The 22,834-nt window shown below is 45.1% G+C and carries 18 protein-coding genes; 10 read left to right on the top strand and 8 right to left on the bottom strand.

Features of this window, described 5'->3' with window-relative positions; translation table 11 throughout:
- Positions 1-85 precede the first annotated feature (85 nt).
- Positions 86-553 (bottom strand): sigma D regulator, encoded by a 468-nt coding sequence (gene rsd, locus K0I62_RS17210; protein WP_220069261.1) that lies wholly within the window; start codon positions 551-553, stop codon positions 86-88.
- Between the two features lie 479 nt (positions 554-1,032).
- Between rsd and hemE the strand changes: the two genes are divergently transcribed.
- Both hemE and K0I62_RS17200 read left to right on the top strand, forming a co-directional pair.
- Complete coding sequence (gene hemE, locus K0I62_RS17205; protein WP_220062933.1) at positions 1,033-2,097, top strand: uroporphyrinogen decarboxylase; 1,065 nt, start codon at positions 1,033-1,035, stop codon at positions 2,095-2,097.
- A 366-nt stretch (positions 2,098-2,463) separates the two neighbouring features.
- Positions 2,464-5,046: a putative bifunctional diguanylate cyclase/phosphodiesterase gene (locus K0I62_RS17200; RefSeq protein WP_220069260.1), complete on the top strand. Its 2,583-nt coding sequence runs from the start codon at positions 2,464-2,466 to the stop codon at positions 5,044-5,046.
- 311 nt (positions 5,047-5,357) lie between these two features.
- Here the strand turns inward: K0I62_RS17200 and purD are convergent, their stop codons facing one another.
- Positions 5,358-6,650, bottom strand: a complete 1,293-nt coding sequence (gene purD / locus K0I62_RS17195) for a phosphoribosylamine--glycine ligase (RefSeq protein ID WP_220069259.1) — start codon at positions 6,648-6,650, stop codon at positions 5,358-5,360.
- 85 nt (positions 6,651-6,735) lie between these two features.
- Complete coding sequence (gene purH, locus K0I62_RS17190) at positions 6,736-8,325, bottom strand: bifunctional phosphoribosylaminoimidazolecarboxamide formyltransferase/IMP cyclohydrolase (protein WP_220069258.1); 1,590 nt, start codon at positions 8,323-8,325, stop codon at positions 6,736-6,738.
- A 301-nt stretch (positions 8,326-8,626) separates the two neighbouring features.
- Between purH and zntR the strand changes: the two genes are divergently transcribed.
- The 3 genes from zntR to K0I62_RS17175 all read left to right on the top strand — a co-directional run bounded on the left by zntR (position 8,627) and on the right by K0I62_RS17175 (position 13,232).
- Positions 8,627-9,106, top strand: a complete 480-nt coding sequence (gene zntR, locus K0I62_RS17185) for a Zn(2+)-responsive transcriptional regulator (RefSeq protein ID WP_220069257.1) — start codon at positions 8,627-8,629, stop codon at positions 9,104-9,106.
- Between the two features lie 2 nt (positions 9,107-9,108).
- Positions 9,109-10,494, top strand: coding sequence for an SO_0444 family Cu/Zn efflux transporter (locus tag K0I62_RS17180; RefSeq protein WP_220069256.1), 1,386 nt, complete (start codon positions 9,109-9,111; stop codon positions 10,492-10,494).
- Positions 10,495-11,237: 743 nt separating this feature from the next.
- The gene (locus K0I62_RS17175; protein WP_220069255.1) at positions 11,238-13,232 is read left to right on the top strand and encodes a multiheme c-type cytochrome; all 1,995 of its coding nucleotides are present in this window, start codon (positions 11,238-11,240) and stop codon (positions 13,230-13,232) included.
- A 131-nt stretch (positions 13,233-13,363) separates the two neighbouring features.
- Here K0I62_RS17175 and K0I62_RS17170 read toward each other — a convergent pair whose 3' ends face one another.
- Positions 13,364-14,392 carry a DUF4382 domain-containing protein gene (locus K0I62_RS17170; RefSeq protein WP_220069254.1) on the bottom strand — a complete coding sequence of 343 codons (1,029 nt, stop codon included), beginning with the start codon at positions 14,390-14,392 and terminating at the stop codon, positions 13,364-13,366.
- Between the two features lie 336 nt (positions 14,393-14,728).
- Entirely contained in the window at positions 14,729-15,454 is a 726-nt protein-coding gene (locus K0I62_RS17165; protein WP_033539509.1) for a YebC/PmpR family DNA-binding transcriptional regulator, read from the bottom strand.
- Between the two features lie 259 nt (positions 15,455-15,713).
- On the opposite strand from K0I62_RS17165, the gene K0I62_RS17160 reads away from it, so the two are divergent.
- Positions 15,714-16,163: a GNAT family N-acetyltransferase gene (locus tag K0I62_RS17160; RefSeq protein WP_220069253.1), complete on the top strand. Its 450-nt coding sequence runs from the start codon at positions 15,714-15,716 to the stop codon at positions 16,161-16,163.
- Positions 16,164-16,262: 99 nt separating this feature from the next.
- On the opposite strand, the gene K0I62_RS17155 is transcribed toward K0I62_RS17160, so the two are convergent.
- Entirely contained in the window at positions 16,263-16,439 is a 177-nt protein-coding gene (locus K0I62_RS17155; RefSeq protein ID WP_258405034.1) for a hypothetical protein, read from the bottom strand.
- 293 nt (positions 16,440-16,732) lie between these two features.
- On the opposite strand from K0I62_RS17155, the gene K0I62_RS17150 reads away from it, so the two are divergent.
- Positions 16,733-17,611, top strand: coding sequence for a radical SAM protein (locus K0I62_RS17150; RefSeq protein ID WP_220071436.1), 879 nt, complete (start codon positions 16,733-16,735; stop codon positions 17,609-17,611).
- 21 nt (positions 17,612-17,632) lie between these two features.
- Here K0I62_RS17150 and K0I62_RS17145 read toward each other — a convergent pair whose 3' ends face one another.
- Positions 17,633-18,466, bottom strand: a complete 834-nt coding sequence (locus K0I62_RS17145) for a mechanosensitive ion channel family protein (protein WP_220069251.1) — start codon at positions 18,464-18,466, stop codon at positions 17,633-17,635.
- A gap of 218 nt (positions 18,467-18,684) precedes the next feature.
- Here K0I62_RS17145 and K0I62_RS17140 point away from each other — a divergent pair, with 218 nt between their 5' ends.
- The 3 genes from K0I62_RS17140 to udp all read left to right on the top strand — a co-directional run bounded on the left by K0I62_RS17140 (position 18,685) and on the right by udp (position 21,958).
- On the top strand, positions 18,685-19,140 hold the full coding sequence (locus K0I62_RS17140; protein ID WP_220069250.1) for a hypothetical protein: 456 nt from the start codon (positions 18,685-18,687) through the stop codon (positions 19,138-19,140).
- A gap of 223 nt (positions 19,141-19,363) precedes the next feature.
- Positions 19,364-20,539, top strand: a complete 1,176-nt coding sequence (locus tag K0I62_RS17135) for a type III PLP-dependent enzyme (RefSeq protein ID WP_220069249.1) — start codon at positions 19,364-19,366, stop codon at positions 20,537-20,539.
- 660 nt (positions 20,540-21,199) lie between these two features.
- Positions 21,200-21,958, top strand: coding sequence for a uridine phosphorylase (gene udp / locus K0I62_RS17130; protein WP_220069248.1), 759 nt, complete (start codon positions 21,200-21,202; stop codon positions 21,956-21,958).
- Between the two features lie 89 nt (positions 21,959-22,047).
- Here the strand turns inward: udp and K0I62_RS17125 are convergent, their stop codons facing one another.
- On the bottom strand, positions 22,048-22,803 hold the full coding sequence (locus tag K0I62_RS17125) for an outer membrane protein OmpK (RefSeq protein WP_220069247.1): 756 nt from the start codon (positions 22,801-22,803) through the stop codon (positions 22,048-22,050).
- Positions 22,804-22,834: the final 31 nt, after the last annotated feature.

The raw sequence follows: 22,834 nt of genomic DNA, 5'->3' as shown, positions 1-22,834 counted from the left end.
TGTAATAACGAAAGGGCCAGCTACTTAGCTGGCCCTTTTTATATTCTAATTTGAGGAACGAATTCAAAATGCTTAGAAGCTTGTGTTATACCGACTTGTTATGCAGCACTTCGAGTAGCTGATCTTCTAGTTGGAAACGGGTTTCCATTACATCGCCAAGAGATGACAGATCTTTATCTAATTGATACAAAATCTTTTCGTCGTCAGCTTCGGTATATTTATCATTAAAGTCGAGGGCGAGATCGGTTGTTTCGCTTATTTTGGGGACAACGTTTTGTGCTAATGATTGACTCTCTTTGCAATTCTTTTCATACGCACTTAATACTCGGTCATAGACTTCAAAATGACCCTCTGATACGTAGTCGACAAGTAAATCACAAAAATCTTTGACCGCTTGAAATGATGGAAGTGATTTATCTAAGGTTTCGTAGGGGGGTAATCCCGCTATCTGGCAGTACTGTATCAGTAATTTTCGACGGTTATTCAGCCACTGATCAATCAGTGTATTTGAGCCTCTCCATTTTTTCTCAGCTCTTTCTAATTGTTTTAGCATGACGTTCCCCATCAAAGTTGCTCTATGACTTCTAATGTAGGTGACAATGGCTGCTTTGATCAACCCTTTTTTAGCGAGAGAGGACTATCTTCTGTCTCGTTGAATATGATTGTTTTGTATACAAAGGTAAGTCTCTACTAAGTGATTGAGTTGCAGAAAATAAAAAGCCCAGCAATACAAATCTATTGCTGGGCGAGTAAAGTTTTTACGGGCTCGATGCGACGAGCTTCTTGATTGTTCTTGCTAGCGCAGACTTTTTATACCAAAGGCGTGAAGGCGGTGCAACTTTTTTCTGTCATATTGGGAACCAGCTTTGCTATTTATTGTCTGGGTATTTTATGTGAGAAGCGTGCTCTTAGATGGTAAAAAAATATTCGAGCGGGGTTTGTCACATAAATGTGCTGATGGAGGTTACTTTACTCGCGTAAATGCTAAACTACCGTCCCAGCAGAAATCAATAAGCGTAGGAATAGAGCCAAATGGCAGAACTCAAAAATGATCGTTATTTACGTGCCTTACTAAAGCAACCTGTTGATAGAACTCCTGTATGGATGATGCGTCAAGCTGGCCGCTATCTTCCAGAATATAAAGCTACCCGTGCAGAAGCTGGTGACTTTATGTCTCTTTGTAAAAACCAAGATTTGGCTTGTGAAGTGACACTTCAACCGCTACGTCGTTATGATTTAGACGCTGCTATCTTATTTTCCGATATTTTGACTGTACCAGATGCTATGGGGCTTGGCCTTTATTTTGAAGCTGGTGAAGGTCCACGTTTCGAGCGTCCTACTGACACCATCGACTCGATCAAAAAGTTATGTATCCCTGACCCAGAAGATGAGCTTGGCTATGTGATGCGTGCTGTCAGCACTATTCGTCGCGAGCTAAAGGGTGAAGTGCCGCTAATTGGTTTCTCTGGTTCGCCATGGACACTTGCAACCTATATGGTTGAGGGTGGTTCGAGTAAAGCGTTTGAGAAGATCAAGAAGATGGCCTACGAAGAGCCAGCGACTTTGCATCTGTTACTCGATAAGCTTGCCGATTCAGTGACCCTTTACCTGAATGCGCAAATAGCCAATGGAGCACAGTCTGTCATGATTTTTGATTCATGGGGTGGGGCACTTTCTCATCACGCTTATCGTGAATTCTCGCTACGTTATATGCAAAAAATTGTTGATGGTTTGACTCGTCATGCTGACGGTCGCCAAGTACCGGTTACCTTATTCACTAAAGGTGGCGGACTATGGCTTGAATCTATGGCTGAAACTGGCTGTGATGCATTAGGTTTAGACTGGACTGTTGATATTGGCGATGCGCGCCGCCGCGTTGGTGATAAAGTTGCCTTGCAAGGCAATATGGACCCATCTGTACTTTACGCATCTCCAGAGCGTATTCATCAAGAAGTGGATCAAATTTTAGCTTCTTACGGTGAAGGTACTGGCCACGTATTTAACTTAGGTCATGGTATTCACCAGCATGTTGATCCTGAGCATGCAGGTTCATTTATTAAGTCTGTTCATGAGCTTTCTGCTCAATATCACAAGTAAATTCTAGTTTACTTGATCGTTGTTTAAAGCCCGCTTAGCGGGCTTTCTTATAGATAAAATTAGTCAGTATTTAGATATTTTATTGGGATAAGTCGCTGTACCGTGCTGTATGCTGATTTTAATAAATGATGAAATTGCTTTTTATTTTAGGCATATGAGTAGCTTCTCAATTTTTTGTTTAGATTATGGCGCAATAACTAAACCCTGCTCTAAATCAAAGCTTTCATCTTAGTACCGATGCACTCTAGTGGCTATTTTACACCGAGAGAACACAAAGCTTTGTCATCACGGTGGTAACGGCGGTATTTTGGCCTCCCGCATTAGCTTGGATGCGGTTTTGAACCAAACAGGATAGTCATCACTTACATGCGTATTAGCAAAAAATTAGTCATTTTTGTTGTAGGTTTTTGCTTGCCTGCAATCATGGCCATCTCATCTTCTCTTGGTGTTTGGTTCGATAATCGTATCGATGAGATGAAGCACGCACTTGTCGAAGCAGAATTGACAAATATTCAAGGGCAGATAAAAAGAGATTTAACGCAGTTAGAGTTATTCAATCAGATTTATGCTATCCCCATGATGAGCTTAGAGAGCGATGATTATGATGCCTTTGAAGAAGCTTGGCTTGAGTCGGGGATCGCAGAATATTTTCACCTTTTTTACATTCAAGATGGCCAAGTGGCCCCATTTTCGCCTGCTTATGAACAAGTCAATAATTTTGATTTTTCTAACTTATCTTCGTCATTCTTAGCAATAAACCAACAAAAAACGGGTTTTGTTTTGTCTGGTGATAATGGATATATGGTGAGTGTTATTCCTGTTTCTGATGCTTTATCTATCGCCATCGTTAGGAATATCGATAAAAGTCTGCTGACTCACTATCAGGCTAATAATTTCTTAGCGAACCTCAAATTAAAGCCAGGGGAAGTCGCTAATAATCGTTTTCTTTCACAATCTGAGCCTAGTTTAGCGTTTAATGTTCCGAGTTTGACCGATGAGACCAAGCTGCACCTTGAAGTCTATTTGGGCAACAGTATGTTTATTGATATTACTAAAGATTCTTCATTGCTAATCTATTTGGTTTGGGCGTTTAGCCTATTGCTGTTGTTTATTGGTTATTTATGGTTAAGGGGCGGCGTTGTAAGACCCTTTAAACAACTTTTAGCCCAGCTAGCTAAGATAGATCCAACCGCGAAAACATATCAACCTATTCATGGCGATGGATGTTCTGAGTTAATGGCAGTAGCTGATCAAGTTAATGGGTTATTAGCGCGAGTATTCCAGCAAAAGGAGCGCTCTAAAACGACCTTAGAAGCGATTGTCGAAGCGGTTATTCTGGTTGATGCTAGGGCGAAAGTTGTTTATTTAAACCCTCAGGCTGAGCGCTTACTTAAGGTTAAGTGTGAAAGTGCGATCGGTATGGCGATAGATCAGTTATTCAAGTCCGATCGGTCTATTAATCAGGCCCTATTTACGTTTATGAAAGGGGAAAGCGACTCTGCTTTAGTGAGCAAAGTTAAGTTTGACCGTTTTTCTCCTAAGATTATGGAGCGTAGTATTAGCCATTTACGCAACTCCCGTAACCAAGTTATTGGGGCTGTAATTGTGCTGCGTGATATAACTCAAGAAGAGCTGCTTAAGCATCAACTCAGACGACGAGCAAACTATGATGCTGTGACGTCACTGCTTAATCGAAGTGCGTTTGAAGATCGTTTAATTGCTTTTAGCCGTGATGCGCAGAGCCTAGCACTATGCTACTTCGATCTTGAACAGTTTAAGTTGATTAATGACTCATGCGGCCATAATGCAGGGGACGCTATGCTGAAGATGGTGGCAAAGGCGATCCAATCGAGTATCGAAGGCGATGTATTGTTAGCCCGTTTAGGTGGCGATGAGTTTGGTTTAGCGCTCAAAGATAATGGGGTCGTGGAAGTGGCCCAGCAGGTTAAAACGATCATTGATGCTGTGTCTATGCAAGTGATGGAGCATCAAGGATGCCATTATAAAGTCGGTATCAGTGCTGGGATCGCCGTTGCCAGAGCCCCTTACATTGTGCCGCAAGAGTTACTAAAAGACGCCGATATAGCCTGTATTGCAGCCAAACGTAAGGGCAGCAATCAAATACATTTCTACGATGATAAAGATAAAGAGTTAACTTACCAACGTAATGCGCCTAAATGGGCAGTACGTATTGCTCAGGCCATCGAGCACAATGAGTTATTACTTTATTATCAGCCTATCAGAGGAATTAGCGGTAATAGTCACCGAAAACGAATGGAGATATTACTGCGTATTCAAGAGCCTTGTGGTCGGATATTACCTCCGGCGCAGTTTATTGCTGCAGCTGAGCGTTTTAAGTTGATGACTGAGGTAGATAAAGAAGTGATTCGTAAGACTTTCTTATGGCTATCTATGCATGAGGAATTATGGGTCGATCACTGCTTGTCGATAAATCTATCAGGCAATAGTCTCGGAGCCGAGGGTATGGTCGATTACATTGTTGGCCAGTTACAACGTTTTGCTATTCCGAGTCATTGTATCTGTTTTGAGATCACAGAGACCAGTGCAATTCAAAACCATCATCGAGCGATGGAGATGCTAAACCTGCTGCGTAAACAAGGATTCTCATTTGCTCTCGATGACTTTGGTACTGGTTTTGCCTCGTACGGTTATCTGCGAGAGTTGCCGGTTAATTATGTCAAAATCGATGGCTGTTTTATCAAAACGCTGGCTAGTAATGCTAAAGATTATGCCATTGTTAAATCTATCCATGATGTTTGTCGGGTCATGGGAATAGAAACGGTTGCCGAATTCGTTGAGAACCAAGATATTATCGACAGACTCCAATCGATAGGGATCAATTATGCTCAAGGCTATGCTATTGGCCGACCTCAGAGTTTAGATAGCTACCTGACTTGCGAGCAAGTTGATACTCGACTGTTAGCTTAAAACTTGTGCTTGCTACTGCTCTCTGTGAATTTAAGTGATTATGAATTAATTAGAATGTTGGTAGGCTATGGGAGCATTCCTCGATAAGGTCGTTATCAATACACCTGTTAGGCGTGTTTTTACCTTCCTACTTCTGCGTTGAATGGCCTCATAAGGGAATAACCATTCAATCATCCATTCACTTTTACTAAGTTGCCAAAAAGCACGCTGAGTCGATCACTTTCTTATACTAAATTGGTATAGCTAGGGCCGAAATAAAACAGAACATAAAAAAACCGGCCAGTGGCCGGTTCTTATTACAGGGTGTTGCTTTAACTTTCGCGAGCGATAGCGCGGTAAGCGATATCGGTGCGGAAGTAGACATCGTCCCAGTGAATCTCATCAACTAAGGCATAGGCGGCTTTTTGCGCCTCTGTCACTGTATTACCTAAAGCAGTTGCACATAACACGCGTCCACCATTAGTAACCACATGGCCCTCTTTCATCGATGTGCCCGCATGGAATACTTTGGCGTCGTTGTTACCTAGGCTTAGCCCGTCAATCACATCGTGCTTACGGTAAGCATCTGGGTATCCGCCTGCGGCCAATACCACACCAACGGCAGCACGTGAATCAAATTCGGCTGTCACTTGGTCTAGCTCGCCGCGAGTCGCCGCTAGGCAAAGTTCAACTAAATCAGATTTCAGACGCATCATGATAGGTTGAGTCTCTGGGTCGCCAAAGCGGCAGTTGTATTCAAGTACCTTAGCGCTGCCATCGGGTGAGATCATTAGGCCAGCATAAAGGAAACCTGTGTAAACATTGCCTTCAGCCGCCATGCCATCAACGGTTGGGCGAATCACATTAGCGATAGTCCACTCGTGAACGGCTTGGGTGACAACTGGTGCAGGTGAATAGGCGCCCATACCGCCCGTGTTAGGGCCATTGTCACCATTGTCGCGCGCTTTATGATCTTGGCTGCTGGCCATGGCAAGAATGTTCTGCCCATCAACCATCACGATAAAGCTGGCTTCTTCACCTTTTAAAAACTCTTCGATCACGACTCGTGAGCCTGCTTCACCAAACATATTGCCTGCGAGCATATCTTCAATTGCCGCATCTGCTTCGCTTTGGTCTTGGGCGATAATCACCCCTTTACCTGCCGCTAAGCCGTCAGCTTTGATGACGATTGGGTAGCCTGTTTTTGCCGTGACTTCAACAACGTAAGCTTTGGCTGGCTCAATTTCGGTAAAGTTCGCGTAGGCAGCCGTCGGAATATTATGGCGTGCTAAGAAATCTTTGGTGAACGCTTTAGAGGACTCTAGCTGCGCAGCACCTTGTGTTGGGCCAAAGATAGGTAGACCAGCTTCATTGAATGCATCGACCACGCCTAGAGACAATGGCACTTCCGGACCAACGATGGTGAGTTCAATTTTGTTTGCTTGAGCAAATTCAACTAATGCGTTGATCTGTTCAACGTTAATGGCAACGTTTTCTAATTTTGGCTCTAGAGAGGTACCTGCGTTACCAGGTGCAACAAAGACTTTTTCAACTTGTGCTGATTGGGCTGCTTTCCATGCTAAAGCATGTTCACGACCGCCGCCACCAATAACCAATACTTGCATTTTGATCCATCCCTCTAATTATAAAATGATTTTGTTCTTTAAACGAAAAAAGCAGCCAAAGTAGGCTGCTCTAATCTAATGGTGATTAATGACGGAAGTGACGCATGCCAGTAAATACCATTGCCATACCGTGCTCATCAGCAGCGGCAATGATCTCTTCGTCACGAATCGATCCGCCTGGCTGGATGATACAGCTGATACCAGCAGCAGCTGCGGCATCAATACCATCACGGAATGGGAAGAAAGCATCAGATGCCATAACAGAACCAACCACTTCGAGGTTTTCGTCTGCGGCTTTAATGCCAGCTACTTTAGCGCTATATACGCGGCTCATTTGGCCGGCGCCGACACCAATGGTCATGCTGTTCTTGGCGTAGACAATAGCGTTTGATTTAACAAATTTAGCCACTTTCCAGCAGAACATGAGATCTTTCATTTCAGCCTCAGTTGGCTGACGTTTTGATACGACAGTCACATCGGCTTGACTAACCATACCTTGGTCGCGGTCTTGCAGCAGTAGGCCGCCATTGACACGCTTATAGTCTAGGCTGGTGGTCTTACTGTTCCACTGGCCGCACTCTAGCAGGCGCACATTGGCTTTAGTGGCGACAACGTCACGAGCGGCTTGGCTCACACTTGGCGCTATGATCACTTCAACAAACTGACGTTCAACAATCGCGCTAGCGGTTTCAGCATCTAATTCGCCATTAAAGGCGATGATGCCACCAAAAGCAGAGGTTGGGTCGGTTTGATAGGCGCGGTTGTAGGCTTCTAATAGGTCGTTGCCAATCGCTACACCGCATGGGTTAGCGTGTTTCACGATCACGCAGGCTGGCTCATCAAATTCTTTAACGCACTCAAGTGCCGCGTCGGTGTCGGCAATGTTGTTATAAGAAAGTGCTTTGCCTTGCAGTTGTACTGCACTAGCAACAGAAGCTTCGTCAATGTTCAGATCCACATAGAATGCGGCGCTCTGATGGCTGTTCTCACCGTAGCGAAGGTCTTGCTTCTTAATTAACTGGGTGTTGTAAGTGCGCGGGAACTTAGAATCGTTATGACACTCATCTTTGCTGTGTGCCGGCACCATAGTACCGAAGTAGTTGGCGATCATGCCGTCATAAGCTGCAGTATGCTCAAACGCGGCAATGGCTAGGTCAAAACGGGTTTCAAGCGTCGTGCTACCTTCATTGGCCTGCATCTCTTTGATCACTCGATCATAGTCTTTGGCGTTAACGATAATGGTCGTGTCTTTATGATTTTTAGCGGTCGAGCGCACCATAGTTGGACCACCGATATCGATGTTCTCAACGGCATCGGCTAAGGTGCAACCTGTTTTGGCGACGGTTTCTGCAAATGGGTAAAGATTGACGGCAACGAGATCGATAGGTTTAATGGCGTTCTGTTCCATGACGATCTCATCGATACCGCGACGCGCTAAAATGCCGCCGTGCACTTTAGGATGCAAGGTTTTAACGCGCCCATCCATGATCTCGGGGTGACCTGTGTAGTCAGAGACTTCAATGACAGGCACACCGTTGTCTGCTAATAGGGCTGCGGTGCCACCAGTAGAGAGCAGTTCAACACCTTGGGCATGCAGGGCTTGTGCAAACTCAAGGATTCCGGTTTTATCAGAAACGCTTAACAGCGCGCGACGAATAGGTCTGGCATTATTCATTTTGGGTACAGGGTCCAGTAGTTATTTTAAGGATCTTTCGGAAAACAGAACCATTCATGCCTTTCATCGGCTGGCTATGCTTTCCAAAAGCCCCTCAATTTTTTTGTTACTGTCCATCACGGCGCGCGTATTTTATCGCAAAATGAGATGCCATGTTGTTTTTTTCTGCGCGATTTCACAATACGCCCACGCGAACAAGCATCTCCTGGATAAATCCTAATAATAACCCTTGACCTTAGATTTAACTCCAAGGTTTATACTTAACTTAATCAACAGCCATTTGAACTCAATTGGATGATTTATGTACCGCATTGGTGAGCTATCAAAAGCGTGTGATGTCAAAGCTGACACCTTAAGGTTTTACGAAAAACATGGTTTGCTATCGCCGTCGATGCGAACCGAGTCTGGCTATCGTATGTATACAGAGGATGATGCTGAGCGGCTGCGTTTTATCCTGCGTGCTAAAGCCGTGGGGTTTACCCTTGCTGAAATCACCGAGTTATTGTCTATTGAGCTGGATAAGTCCAATTGGGCCTGTGCTGATGTCAAAGGCATGGTCGATATTAAGCTGGAACATGTTGAGGCAAAAATTGCCGAGCTTAACTATTTTAGAGAGTCATTGCAGCGTCTGTCAGATGCCTGCTGTGGTGGGCCAGAAAGTGCTGAGCATTGCTCTATTCTTGAGGCGCTAGAATCAAATGCTGCCGAGGTGAAGTGTGAGAATCATACGCATCAGCATGCACAAACAGAGTACAAAGCAAGTTGTAAGGTAAAGGGTTAATTATGCTACTAAGTAATTTTATTGATCTGTTTTTAGACTCGGCGCCATGGTTGTTATTGGGTCTTGTGTTGGCCGGTATGCTTAAGATGTTTGTCCCCATGGTGTGGATGCAAAAACAGCTCGGTGGCCACGGTTTCAAGACGACGGTAAAAGCCGCGATTCTCGGGGCACCATTGCCACTGTGTTCCTGTGGAGTGATCCCTGCCGCAGTGGGGCTACGTCGTTCTGGCGCATCAAAAGCAGCCACCACCTCATTTTTGGTCTCAACGCCTGAAACGGGTATCGATTCGGTCAGTGTTTCCTATGTGCTGCTTGGCCCCTTCATGGCAATTGTCAGACCGATAGCGGCTGTGAGCAGCGCTATCGTTGCCGGTTTGCTGGTGGGCCGTGATGATGACGAGGTGAAAGTGAGCGATATAGCTCAGCCTGCTAGTTCAAACCAAAGTGCGACAGATAAAGGCTCTGAGGCGAGCACTAGCTGTTGCAGCAGTAATAAGCCTGTCGAAAAGCCGCTGCACAAGCAAGTGTCATCGAGCTGCTGTGGCGACAAGTCAAATGCGCCAGTGCGAATGAAAGCGGATGCCTCGCCCATGATGATGCGCCCAGCGAGCTCAGGTGCTATGGCTAAGCCAGAAGCTTTGATTAAGCCAGCGGCAGCCACTCAGTCCGCGAGTGGGTCATGCTGTGGGAGCAAGGCAACGCCCGAGCCGGTAAGCTCATGTTGTTCTACTACTGATACGGCTAATCAGAGTAATAGCCAAAGTGAGAGCTGTTGTGAATCGACCAAAGATGTGGCCACTGAGCTCAAGGGCACTTCAGTGCTGGCACGCATGGGTAAAGGTTTGCATTATGCCGCTACCGATCTAGTGCGTGATACTACCGTTTGGTTGTTGATTGGCCTCTTCTTCGCTGCGTTAGTGCAGACTTATGTGCCGGGGGATTTCATGGCTAAATGGGGTGACGGCATCTTAGCCATGCTGGTGATGGTGCTGATTTCTGTGCCCATGTATATCTGCGCTACCGCCTCTACTCCAATTGCTGCCGGGCTGCTGCTGGCCGGTGTATCGCCAGGCGCCGTACTGGTGTTTATGTTGGCGGGCCCTGCGACAAATATCGCCACCTTAGGTGTAGTGACCAAGGAACTGGGTAAGCGCGCCCTCTATGGTTATCTCGGCGGCGTTTTGGGTGTTGCTCTTATCTCTGGTGTTATCGTTAACTATTTGGTGGAGACCTTCGGTTTTGTAGTGATGCCTCAAATTGGAGAAGAGCACAACCTCTTGCCTTCTGTGATAGTTAATGGCTCGGGGATCATCCTAGCCATCTTGATGCTGAAGGTATTGCTTGCCAAGCTACCCAAGAACTGGTGGCGTCGAGATTGTTGTTCTTAAATTCATTACATATCAAGAGCGCGTTCAGCGCTCTTCTTTATTCCCAGTAAAAGTTATTTTAAATGCCTGTTTTATATAGGGTTATAACATCAAGTGTTAAACAAGTAACTTTTGGTTTAGTTTTAAGTTAATTTGAAATAAATTCCGAGTTGATATCATAGGTTCGACATACTTTTTGCGTGCATAAACAGACCTTGAGACAGACCCATAGTATGATACCAATGAGTATAAAGATGTGTCGCCCTACGACCATTTAGTACTAAAGATTAGCGCGTATGAGTGAGTGTCTTAAGCATGTCGGGAACATACAAGACCTTGTTGTTTTCAACGAGTGAAGCGCATGCTTGTTCTAGGCTTAAACTCGTTCACACAGGGCTATAAGTGCTAAAATTCGCTTGTTAGGCGTGTTTTTCGCTTCCTACTTCTGCGTTGAATGGCCTCACAAGGGAACAAGCATTCCGTCATCCATTCGCCTTGAATGAGTTGCCAAAAAACACGCTGTGTCGATCACTTTCTTATACTGATTGGTATGACTTATTGTTGGTGATGCCGATGTTTTCTTGACGCTGTTAGTTCAGATCTAATTACTCGGTTTTTTTTCACTATCGTCAAAAGGATGATTCAAAAAGTAACAATTTCAAAATCTTAATCGTGCTTAGCTTCACAATAAATCGTCGCGTTTGTTCTTACTGTTATTAAGGGGGGAGATAAGGTCCATAAAAAAATAATGATAAGGAATGACGATGAATATAGTAAATAAACGCTATTTAGCTTTGGTTGTTGCCGCTGCCTTGGGGCTCAGTGCTTGTGGTAGTGACGGTAAGGACGGTCAAGATGGAGAAGATGGTGCTCCGGGTTTACCTTCACCTCCACCAACAGTTGGCGTCTCTGAAGTCACCTCAATTGAGGTGATTGATCATGTTATTGCTGATGGTGTGATTTCATTTGAGTTTCAAGCTCTCAATGAAAATGGTATTGCCATTGATGGATTGAAAAAGGCTGAGACTAAGTTTGCAGCGAAGACAGAGAAAGGGATAGTGTTAAGTCGTGCTGGAGCTGGCACAAACGGCGGATATGGAACCTTCGACGCGACGCTGGACAGTAACCCTGAAGGCGCCTCTTTAACCCTAAATGATGCAGGAAATTACAGCTTTGTCATGCCAATGGAAAATCTATCTGCAGGCGATGAGGGCATAGTGTGGTTACGTGTTGGTGGCGCTAAGGATAGCGGTATCGCCAGAAGTCTGCCGCTTGTTGTCAGTAAGCCAGAAAATATTCACACGACAACGACACAAACCTGTCAGTCGTGCCATGTGAATTACGCTGAAGGTACACGCCGTCATGCCAGTTACACCGCAATCAATGTTGATGGTGAAACCGACTTAGTTGCTGGATGTTTAGTGTGTCATAACAATGTCTCAAGAGCCGATGAGAATGGCGGCTACGCCACTAATACTCTACAAAAAATTGGCCACATCAATCACCAGAAGTTTGAGCGTGATTTTGAAGCAACCAACTGTTATACCTGCCACGCCGAACCTGTGATTAATACCAGTGTCACCGGTAATGGTTGTACAGATTGCCATAGCGCCGGGACTGTTGACCTAGCTAATTTTGCGGCAGATGCTGACTTTGATGTTAGAGAGATGCATGCCATAAAGAGCAGCATAGTAGAGCGTCAAGTGACTCGTAATAACCACAGAACTGAAACGTCCAATTTATATTGGGATGCCGATGTTACTTGGCCTGATACCTCTGTCGGTGCTGTCTGTACAGACTTATCGCTTTATGAAGTCGTTGATGAAACAGAAACTCAGCTTAATATCGGTGAGTTGTATGCTGATCATACTTTGACCTATGCAGGTGCTTATATCCACGGTTATGACAGTGAAAACAATACCATCACAGGTCGTGCTATTGGTCGTGGGTCTGAGCAGTATGTTGAGCGTGAAGATGGTACACGTTCTATCTGTTTCCCTGAGTTACTGGAGTTTGAAGGTAGTGATGGCACAGATTTTAAGTCAGGTAACTTCATTGCCAGCACCCGAGTCACCTTTGGTTTAGGTGAGCAAGATAGTGATGCAGCTGGATACACAGGGGTATCGTTGACCGGATACTCAGAAGTCGTGTCTACGGACTACTTTGAGATTGACGTGGCGACGACCGCACCTAGTTTCGCTGTGGAAAGTGGTTATACACGTCGTCATGCCGTGACTAGTGATAGCTGTACGACCTGCCACAATAGTGAAAACAATTACCATAAAAATGGTAGCTATCAAGCCGGAGGCTTAGATTGTGTGGCTTGTCATAACAATGGACAAAATCGCTCTGCAGGGCAATCAGCACCAGGCTTTGGCCCAATGGTACACAGCATGCACTGGGGTGTGGGCAGTGTGGATGACAATGGCGATAGCAATTCAGCGACCAAGCTGAATGCCGATAACTGCGTGGCGTGTCATGCCGACGGTATCGATCTATACGCAGTGCCAAACCAATATATCTTGGCTCGTGCATTCCATGAGGGTAAGCGTGGCTTAATGGCTAGCCCGATAACTGCCAACTGTTTTGCTTGTCACAGCAATGAGCAGGCGTTAAATCATATGAAGCAACACGGTGGTGAAATTGACGCAGTTGCTGATCCACTTTGGTACAAGACCAAAACTGGAGAATCGTGTGCAACCTGTCATGACACAGGTAAGACATTTGGTGTTGAAAAATACCATGTGTTTGAAAGATAGCAGAGATTCTTATCTTGGCTGAAGGTTTGAATGCTACCCTGCAGGTATTTGAACCCTTTATTTACCTAAGGTGAGATAAAGCAAAGGCACTCAATAGAGTGCCTTTTTTATGTTTATGACAAGGATGTCACTTAGGTCGCTGGAACAAAATCCATTGGGAAGTGACGTTCTGTCGTAGTGCCTTCAGTCACAACGACATCTTGCTCATCAATGTGGAGGAAGAAAGGTGCTTCGACATCTTCAGGCGTGTTAACTGATTCAGGATCGTCATTTTGTGCCACACAGGTATAGCCGAGGCTATAGGTATTGGCAGCAACGAAGCCAAATTCATACTCGTAACCGGTAACATTTTCAGCATCATCTGTAATTGGGTTAACGCGTGCAGAGGCAATAGGTGCCACTTGTGGTTCAACAACGTCGGCATCAGGGCGGAAGTCTACCATGTTTTCAAGCGTGGTTGCCGTTGGGTAAAGGTAAACCGCTGGGTTAAACTCAGAGCCTCCAGCTGCCACTTCACATGCTGCCATCACATCATCACTAATTTGGCCATTAATGGCGCCTACTTCGGCGTTGTTCACTAGCTGTACGGCCGTTGGCTTAAGCGTCCAGTAGTCATGGCTGCCGTGCGGTGCTTGAAGACCTTTAGAGAGGTTGAATTCGGCAACAAAGTCATTCACGCCAGCGGCAATGGTGAAGGCCTTGTTGAAGAAGAGGCGACCTGTTCCTACCTCACCCTGTATGCCTGCACAGGTCCCTTGGCTGTTAGTATTGAGTCCTTGGATAATGTCATCCTTTGTTATGACATATGACCCATTCTCATTAGCCACTTCATCACTTTGCATGAAAATGCACATCTGGTATTCACCGACCGGGATGGTTTGGGCGGGAACCAAGGTTTCTATCTCTTGGCCTTGTACTGTGAGTAGGTCAACATGCTTTAATTCACCATCTTCTGAGACGTCGAATGAGATAGGTTCACCCGCACCTTTTAATACTACCTGTTTGAAAGCAATGTTTACTACTTTTGCATCGGCTGGGTTGTCCGAGACACCTAGGCTAAAGACGCCTGTTTTTGGTGTTTCAGGCTTGTCATCACTTCCACCACAGGCGGCAAGTAGGCTGGTGAGTGCGATGGCGATGATCGATTTTGAATACTTCATAGGTTACCTGTTCATCATGTTGGTTGATCAATTGTACGTGACAAGCCATTCCGAACAGGAGCGGCAAATCACGTGCGGTTGATTTGGATTGTTTTTGTAGGTCTAGCTATAAGGATAGGCGAGTACAGGCTCAAGTCCACCGAAAATGGCTTTTAAAGGTGCACTATGAATAAAGTTTAATTGATAGGGTGGTAAGTACTTACTACAAGTGCCAAGCCTTTGACTAAGGTCAAAAAAATTACAGGTTGATTGGTGAAAAAAAAGCGATTCGTTACTTTCGTGAAACGAATCGCTTTTTATTGTTCAGGCCAGAGTGACAGGCGAGAGAGGTGATGTTTATGCCTTGATGTCGGCGTTGTGGTAGACGTTTTGTACGTCGTCACAATCTTCCAGTGCAGCTTGGAACTTTTCGAACTGGGCGATCACTTCTGGATCGGTGAGTTCTGTCATGGTCTGTGGCACGAAGGCAATCTCTTCTACTTCCAATTCAGTGTCAGGGAAGGCGTCGTTAAGGGCTGTCTTTGCCTTGTTGAACTCTGTGTGCGGCGCAAACACGCTAATGATGCCATCTTCTACTTCGATGTCGGCGATATCGACGTCGGCCATCATTAGGGCTTCCAATACCGCTTCTTCATCGTCACCTTTAAAGGCAAATACAGCTTGGTGATCGAACATGTGACCCACGGTTCCCGGGCTACCTAGTTTGGCATCATTCTTAACGAATGCCTGACGGACTTCGGTAAAAGTACGTTTACCGTTATCAGTTAAGCAGTCGACGATGACCATAGCGCCACCAGGACCAAAACCTTCATAACGAGCCGTTTCATAGTCTTCACCACCGCCGCCGCGAGCCTTTTCGATTGCACGCTCGATAACATGGGCTGGCACTTGATCTTTTTTAGCCTTGGCGATCATTTGACGTAGCGCTAGGTTACCGTCTGGATCAAAACCACCATTTTTAGCACAAACATAGAGTTCTTTGCCGTAACGAGAGTAAAGTCTAGTTTTTTGTCCAGCCGTTTTGGCCATAGATTCTTTGCGGTTTTGGTATGCTCTTCCCATCTTGATCTATCTCAGTAAGCTAAAAAAATTGGCCCAATATTAGCAGCTTTGTCCAAAGTTTTGCAGCGTTGAGCTACGAATTTGTCAAAACATCGCTAAGTGTCACTATTGCGCGTTATTTTTAATGATGTTTAGCTTATTATTGATAGCAGTGTTTGCGGTTCTCGCAATAAGAAAATCGGTGGCATCCTAGGGATTGTCTACGAATGTAAATTACGGGTAAACTGGATAATTACATTGTGGCGATAGGGAATAAATTGTGCAGTGGAATGATTATGGCTTTATAGAGCTAACTACCGAGCAATTGTATGAGTTGATAAAGCTAAGAATTGATGTATTCGTTGTTGAACAAAATTGCCCTTATCCCGAGCTAGATGGCAAAGACAGTTTAGCGGATACTAGACATTTATTAGGTTGTGATAAGCAAGGTCGTATTGTTGCCTATGCTCGTATTTTAGCACCTGGTGTGAGCTACCCAGATGCCAGTATTGGCCGGGTGTTAGTCGCAGAATATGGGCGCGGTGGCGGTGTTGCACATCAGCTGATGCAAAATGCCATCGCGGTCGCTAGAGCGTATTGGCCCGATGCTAATATTCAGATTGGCGCACAAGAATACTTAGCTGATTTCTATCAGAGACAAGGTTTTATGCAGGTTTCCGACGTGTACCTTGAGGATGGAATTCCGCATATGGATATGTTGCTAAGCTAGAGTAAATGGTTAGCATATAAAAAGGAGCACAAAATGTGCTCCTTTATGTTTGGGAAAGGTCGCTTGAAAGCGATTAAATACTCGTTAAATAACTCGGTATTAATCCCGTAAGCAGATCTTAGGGTTATGGTTCACATCACCATGTCTATCTATGATAGAGAGTTGGTTTTGTTGCGCGATAACGGCCAGTGGACCCGAAGGCAAATGGCGAACAAACAACAGCCGATACCCATATCGATGCAGGCTATAAAGGGCCATCTTTTGTTCCGCGCTCATTGAGCTCCAATGCTCATCATGATGCAGGACGTTCCCTCGCCTGTCTTGCAGTTGTTGTGCTATTTGCATGTTATTATCTACACGTTTGTCGGCCGATGTAGCCAATAATTAGCCTGTGAAGGCATTGTCCTACAGGTGTAAAAGTTTAATCTGAATGAGATTAACGTCAGTCATTCTACTGACTCTGATTGAACATAAATTGAACGAGATCAATTTATAGGTCGAGATTGGCACACCAATACCAAAAATTATGAAAGTGCTCACATATTCACCATGAATTGAGACAGGTAAAAATGATTAATTATATTGAGCCCCTATTCAGACCACCTTCGGAATGGAAGTCCCTCATTCTTCAAGTGACTAATGGTTGTAGCTGGAATCGCTGTCACTTCTGTGACATGTATACCGCGCCGCAGAAGCAATTTCGTGCACAAAAACTGGATAATATTGCAGCGGATATTGAACGGGTGGCGCAAAGCGATGTGCCGGTTTCTCGGGTATTTCTGGCTGATGGCGATGCCATGAGTCTGCCTTTTAAGCGGCTTGAGGCTATCTGTTTGTTGATCCGTGAGCATCTGCCACTGGTGACCCGAATTAGTAGTTATTGCCTGCCGCGCAATCTTAACAATAAGACGGACGAGCAACTCGCTCGGCTCAGAGAGTTGGGGCTGAGCCTCTTGTACGTGGGTTGTGAGAGTGGCGATGATGAGGTACTGGCTCGCATCGAGAAGGGCGAAACCTTTGACTCCTCTTTGCTGGCGCTACAGCGTATACGCGCTGCCGGCATGAAGTCCTCTGTGATGATACTCAATGGCTTGGGCGGGGTGGAGCTATTCCGGCAGCATGCGCTCAATTCGGCGCGCCTGATGAACCAGGCACAGCCCGACTATCTATCGACGCTGGTGGTCACTCTGCCCTTGGGTAAGGCGCGTATGGACGCCGGATTCGATGGTGATTTCAGATTGCCGGATCAGCATGGATTATTGAGTGAGATGCAGCTGCTGCTGAGTGAACTTGAGCTGGAGAAGACGATCTTTCGCTCGGACCACGCCTCTAATTACTTAGTGCTTAAGGGGATCCTTGGTCGTGATAAACATAACTTGTTAGCCCAGGTCGATCAGGCGATGCAGGGGCTGGTGCCCCTGCGTCAGGAGTGGCAGCGCGGCCTATGAGCCCGTTGCTAATGAAAGAAGTTATCGCTCGATATGGATCTCGCGTACCGGGCAGGGGATCTCTATACCCGCCTGGCGAAGCGCGTTGATTAGCTCCAAATTGACCTGATATTTATTCTGATAGTAGCTGTTGGTGGGTACCCAATAACGCAAGCCTATCTCTAAGCCTATGCTGTTAAAACCATTGATACCTATCTGGGGCGGACGCTCCTGGTTAACCTCTTTGTTGGCATCAAGCACCTGCTGGGCGATGGCGAGCACTTGGTTAGCATCGCTGCTGTAGCTGATGTTAAAGCGGATCTCGACCAGCTTGTCGCTAAAGGAGTTGTGCAAGATCTCGCCGACAATATGTTTATTGGGGATGCTAATTACCTCGCCTTCTTCATTGGTCAGCAAGGTAAGCCCCAGGTGAATACTCTTGACGACACCACTAACGCCTTGGATCTCTATGGTGTTGCCCACGACGAAGGGGCGGGTCACTATGATGGTCACGCCGGCGGCGTAGTTTGACAGCATGCCTTGCAGCGCCAAGCCTGCGCCCAATGATGCGGCACCAATGGCCGCCACCATAGGGGTGATACTGATCCCCAGTTTACCCAGCGCGATAATACCGACCATGATAATGATGATTATCCGCACTAGATTAGAGACGAAGTTACTCAGAGTAATGTCGATCTCATGTTTTTCAAACTGCCTGGCGACTAGGTCGGAGACCTTGTTGGCGACCCAGAGTCCCAGCATGAAGATAAGCAGGGCACCGACCAGTTGAAAACTGTATTTCACCAGAAATTCGGTCAACAGGGTGTAGACATTCTGCAGTTGCGCCAGCTCCTGCTCCAGACCATTTTCATTCATAGCACTCTTCCTAATACCTTGGTGTACGATGATTGCGTTAACTGTGGCTATGTTACTTAAATTTCAACGGCTTGATAACAAATATCTCAAGTTTGTGTCATGGCAAAAATTAGCGTGAGGCGCATCAAGCTATTGTTATGCATTCGGGGGCATAGGGTGCAGTATAAGATATAGTCTGTTTTCCTGTAAGTTAACTTAACTGTTTAGAAAGAGGCATTATGAAAGCGCTAGTTTTGGCCATGGGCGTGCTGTTCTCGGCCGTCAGCTTTGCCAGCAGCCTAACCCAAGGTGACCATATCGAGGCGATAAGCCTGACTGATCAGAATGAAGCTGTATTGGAAGTCAATTCGGATACCCAGGTTTTACTCTTTAGCCGTGGCATGAAAGGCGGTGAGATCATTCAGGAGGCGATTGAGTCTTTGGAGTCACCTATGCCGAGCAATTGGCGTTATATAGCCGATATCAGCGGTATGCCATCGCTTATCGCTAAGTTTGTTGCCATTCCTAAGATGCGAGATTTTAGCTTCGCTATCGGTCTCGACCAGGAAGGCGAGGTGACTCAGTTGTTACCTGGTGACAAAGAGACGGCAACGGTTATCAGCCTGGATGGACTTAAGATCATCAAGGTCGTTCAAGTCGATTCGGCAAAAGCCCTGCTGGAGGCGGTGAAATAAACTAATTAAGGCTTTCGACAACGCGTACTAATTTCTTTTAAATATTAATCGCTTAAGTTGGTTTTTATCGAGCCGAAAATCGAATCGATATTTTTGGAATAAAAACTTATTTATTAAGCATAAAAATTCGTTGATCTGTTCAGAAAAATAGCGTTTACTTCGCAACGATTTTTAACCGAATCACGCGAATTTATTTTTATTCTGCTACGGAGATACTGGCGAGATGAGCCAATTTCAAGCGATTGATGTTAATGAGTATTATGACCAAGCTACCTTTGACCGTATCAAGTCATTTGCTCAGGACAAACCGACACCTTTCGTCGTAATTGACACTAAAATCATTGCGAAACAATACGATGACATGGTGCATAACTTCCCTTACGCCAGTATCTACTATGCCGTTAAGGCGAATCCTGCCAGAGAAGTATTGTCTTTGTTACGTGACAAAGGGGCAAACTTCGATATCGCCTCTATTTATGAGCTTGATATGGTCACCAATATTGGCGTGACCACCGATAGAGTCAGTTACGGAAATACCATCAAAAAACGTAAAGATGTGCGCGCGTTTTTTGAAAGGGGCGTGCGTATGTTTGCCTCTGATTCAGAAGCTGATCTGCGCATGTTAGCTGAAGAAGCGCCAGGTGCCCGTGTTTATGTGCGTATCTTAACCGAAGGCACTCATACCGCAGATTGGCCACTATCACGTAAATTTGGTTGCCAAAATGAGATGGCATACGAACTCTTGGTGTTGGCTAAAGAGTTAGGTCTCGTTCCCTATGGCATCTCTTTCCATGTTGGTTCACAACAGCGTGATATCGGCGCGTGGGATTCGGCCATTGCTAAGGTGAAAAGCATCTTCGAGCGTCTACGTGAAGAGCATGGCATCACGCTGAAGATGATTAACCTTGGTGGGGGATTCCCAGCTAATTATCTCGATAAAACCAATGCACTTGCTATGTATGCAGAGCAGATCACTCATTTTTTAAAAGAGGATTTTGGTGATGAACTGCCCGAGATCATTTTAGAGCCAGGGCGTTCTCTATTATCTAATGCGGGTATCTTAGTATCCGAAGTGGTGTTAATTAGTAAGAAGTCCCATACGGCGCTAGAGCGTTGGGTGTTTACCGACGTGGGTAAATTTTCTGGTCTGATTGAAACCATGGATGAGGCGATTAAATTTCCGATCTATACCGAGCGTCAAGGTGAATTGGATAAGTGCGTTATTGCTGGACCGACGTGTGATAGTGCCGACATCATGTATGAGCATTATAGCTATGGATTACCTGAGGATTTGGCGATAGGTGACCGTATGTATTGGTTGACCGCGGGGGCTTACACAACCACTTATTCAGCAGTATGCTTTAATGGTTTTCCACCGTTAAAAGATTATTATTTATAGCTGTACACCCAAGTGGTAAAACTAGCGGCAGCGCTAAGTTATAGGGCGTGAATAACGCCCTATAACGATTAATCGTTGATATTGTCTTTTACGTTATATAAGGCTGCTGGCAGAGATGTCACTGTCCGCTTTTAACCTAGTATTTATATCTTAAATAATGCCACTGAAGGGCTTAAGTCTGACGCTGACACAATAAATTTTCATCAGTTAATGGAAAAAATTAAGCGCGAAATCTCAATATATTCGAATGGTTCGCTGCACTATCTCACGCCATCCTCGGTGACATATTCTCTTCCTATCCTGACCTTAATTAATGATTTGTGATCTACTTCACTTCGTGAAATCTGAATTAAAAATTCCTTGTTTTGTTCGCTACCTTTTTGTTTCTTATGTTGAAAAATAATAACGTAACGTTGATGAACCTCTTGGCATTCGATCTCGAACTCTGCGGTGAATAATTCGCCTATATTAACTGGCAGACTAGGTGAGAGTAGCTATATTTGCTGTTATTGCAGATAAAATGTTTTGGTAAATTGTTTACAACCAAGTATCTAACTACTGGCTAGAAAAGTGTGATCGGGTTAACCTTAATAGCTTGGATACTAGGTTAAAGTCCAATTTATAAGAATTTTATAATCAAAAATGAAAGGGGTTTTCACAATGTCAGATGTATTTCATTTAGGCCTGACCAAAGAGATGCTTGATGGAGCATCGCTTGCAATCGTGCCTGGTGATCCAGAGCGCGTTAAGCGTATTGCAGAGTTAATGGATAATCCAACCTTCCTTGCAAGTCACCGCGAATATACTAGCTATCTTGCTTATATCGATGGCAAACCAGTGGTGATCTGTTCAACTGGTATAGGCGGTCCTTCGACGTCTATCGCTGTTGAAGAGTTAGCACAGTTAGGTGTTGATACCTTCTTACGTGTAGGCACTACCGGTGCAATTCAGCCGCAGGTTAACGTGGGTGATGTTATTGTTACTCAGGCTTCAGTACGTCTTGATGGTGCAAGCTTACATTTCGCGCCAATGGAGTTTCCTGCGGTAGCTAACTTTGAATGTACTACCGCTATGGTTGAAGCGACTCGTGAAGCGGGTCTTGAGCCACACATCGGTATCACCGCATCTTCAGATACATTCTATCCAGGGCAAGAGCGTTATGACACGGTATCAGGCCGTGTGACTCGTCGTTTTGCAGGCTCGATGAAAGAGTGGCAAGAGATGGGTGTACTTAACTATGAGATGGAATCATCTACACTATTTACCATGTGTGCGAGTCAAGGTTGGCGTGCAGCATGTGTTGCTGGTGTGATTGTTAATCGCACACAACAAGAGATCCCAGATGAAGTGACAATGAAGAAGACTGAGACTAGTGCTGTGTCTATCGTTGTTGCGGCCGCTAAGAAATTAATGGCTTAATTAATCAGTTACAAGCTTCCCTGCAATTAGCTTGAATATGATTCAAATAAAAAAGGCGCCTAGGCGCCTTTTTTGATACAAACAGCCTATTAAAAATGATATTGCGCGATAACCGAATAGGTATTTTGGTCGATACCCTCTACGCCATACTTATTCTGCCAGTAATCATATTCAACACCGACGAACAGTTGATTTTTCTTAAGTTCACCGAAAATGGTCGCACCTAAGTCATACTTAATTTGTGGATTGAAGTGGATATTTTCTTCGTAGCCTTGATTGTCAGCTGAGAATACCCAATCGATAAAGCCGTCTAAAACGATGTTTGAGCTGCCTACAGGGAAGTCCATTCTAAACACAGGCGTTAACTGCCAGCCATCACTATTGTTACCGTCGCTGATCGCATCACGGCGATAAGCGTTAAGGTTAAAATAGCTAAAGTATGGAATCGCAAAATCCACACCTACACCGTAAAGGAAACTCTTTACTGGACCTTCACCCTCTTCAAATGTGAATGATAATGATACGTCTGTGATCGCGCCAAATTTAAGTTCTTTGCCTGACATTTTGCCCAGGCTGAAGCGTGGTGAAATTTCACCGTAGGTGGTGCTATCTTCACTTACGTTCGAACCATTGAACATAATGAAGTCTTGGAACGCATACCAGTCGCCATATTTCCAAGCACCAGCAGTCTCTAACGTTATTGTTGTTTGTCTATCTGACGCAGCTAAATCGTAATTTGTACCATGTAGCGCAGTAACACTTACGTCCCACCAGTGAATCATATCCTCAGCCATTGCTGGCTGGGCGGCGAGTAGAGTGAGTGCTAGCCATTTGTAGTTCTTCATCGGTTACCTTTTATTTTTGATTGGTCTTATT

Source organism: Shewanella psychrotolerans, from assembly GCF_019457595.1.
Taxonomy (GTDB): domain Bacteria; phylum Pseudomonadota; class Gammaproteobacteria; order Enterobacterales; family Shewanellaceae; genus Shewanella; species Shewanella psychrotolerans.
This window is presented reverse-complemented; position numbering and strand designations above follow the sequence as displayed.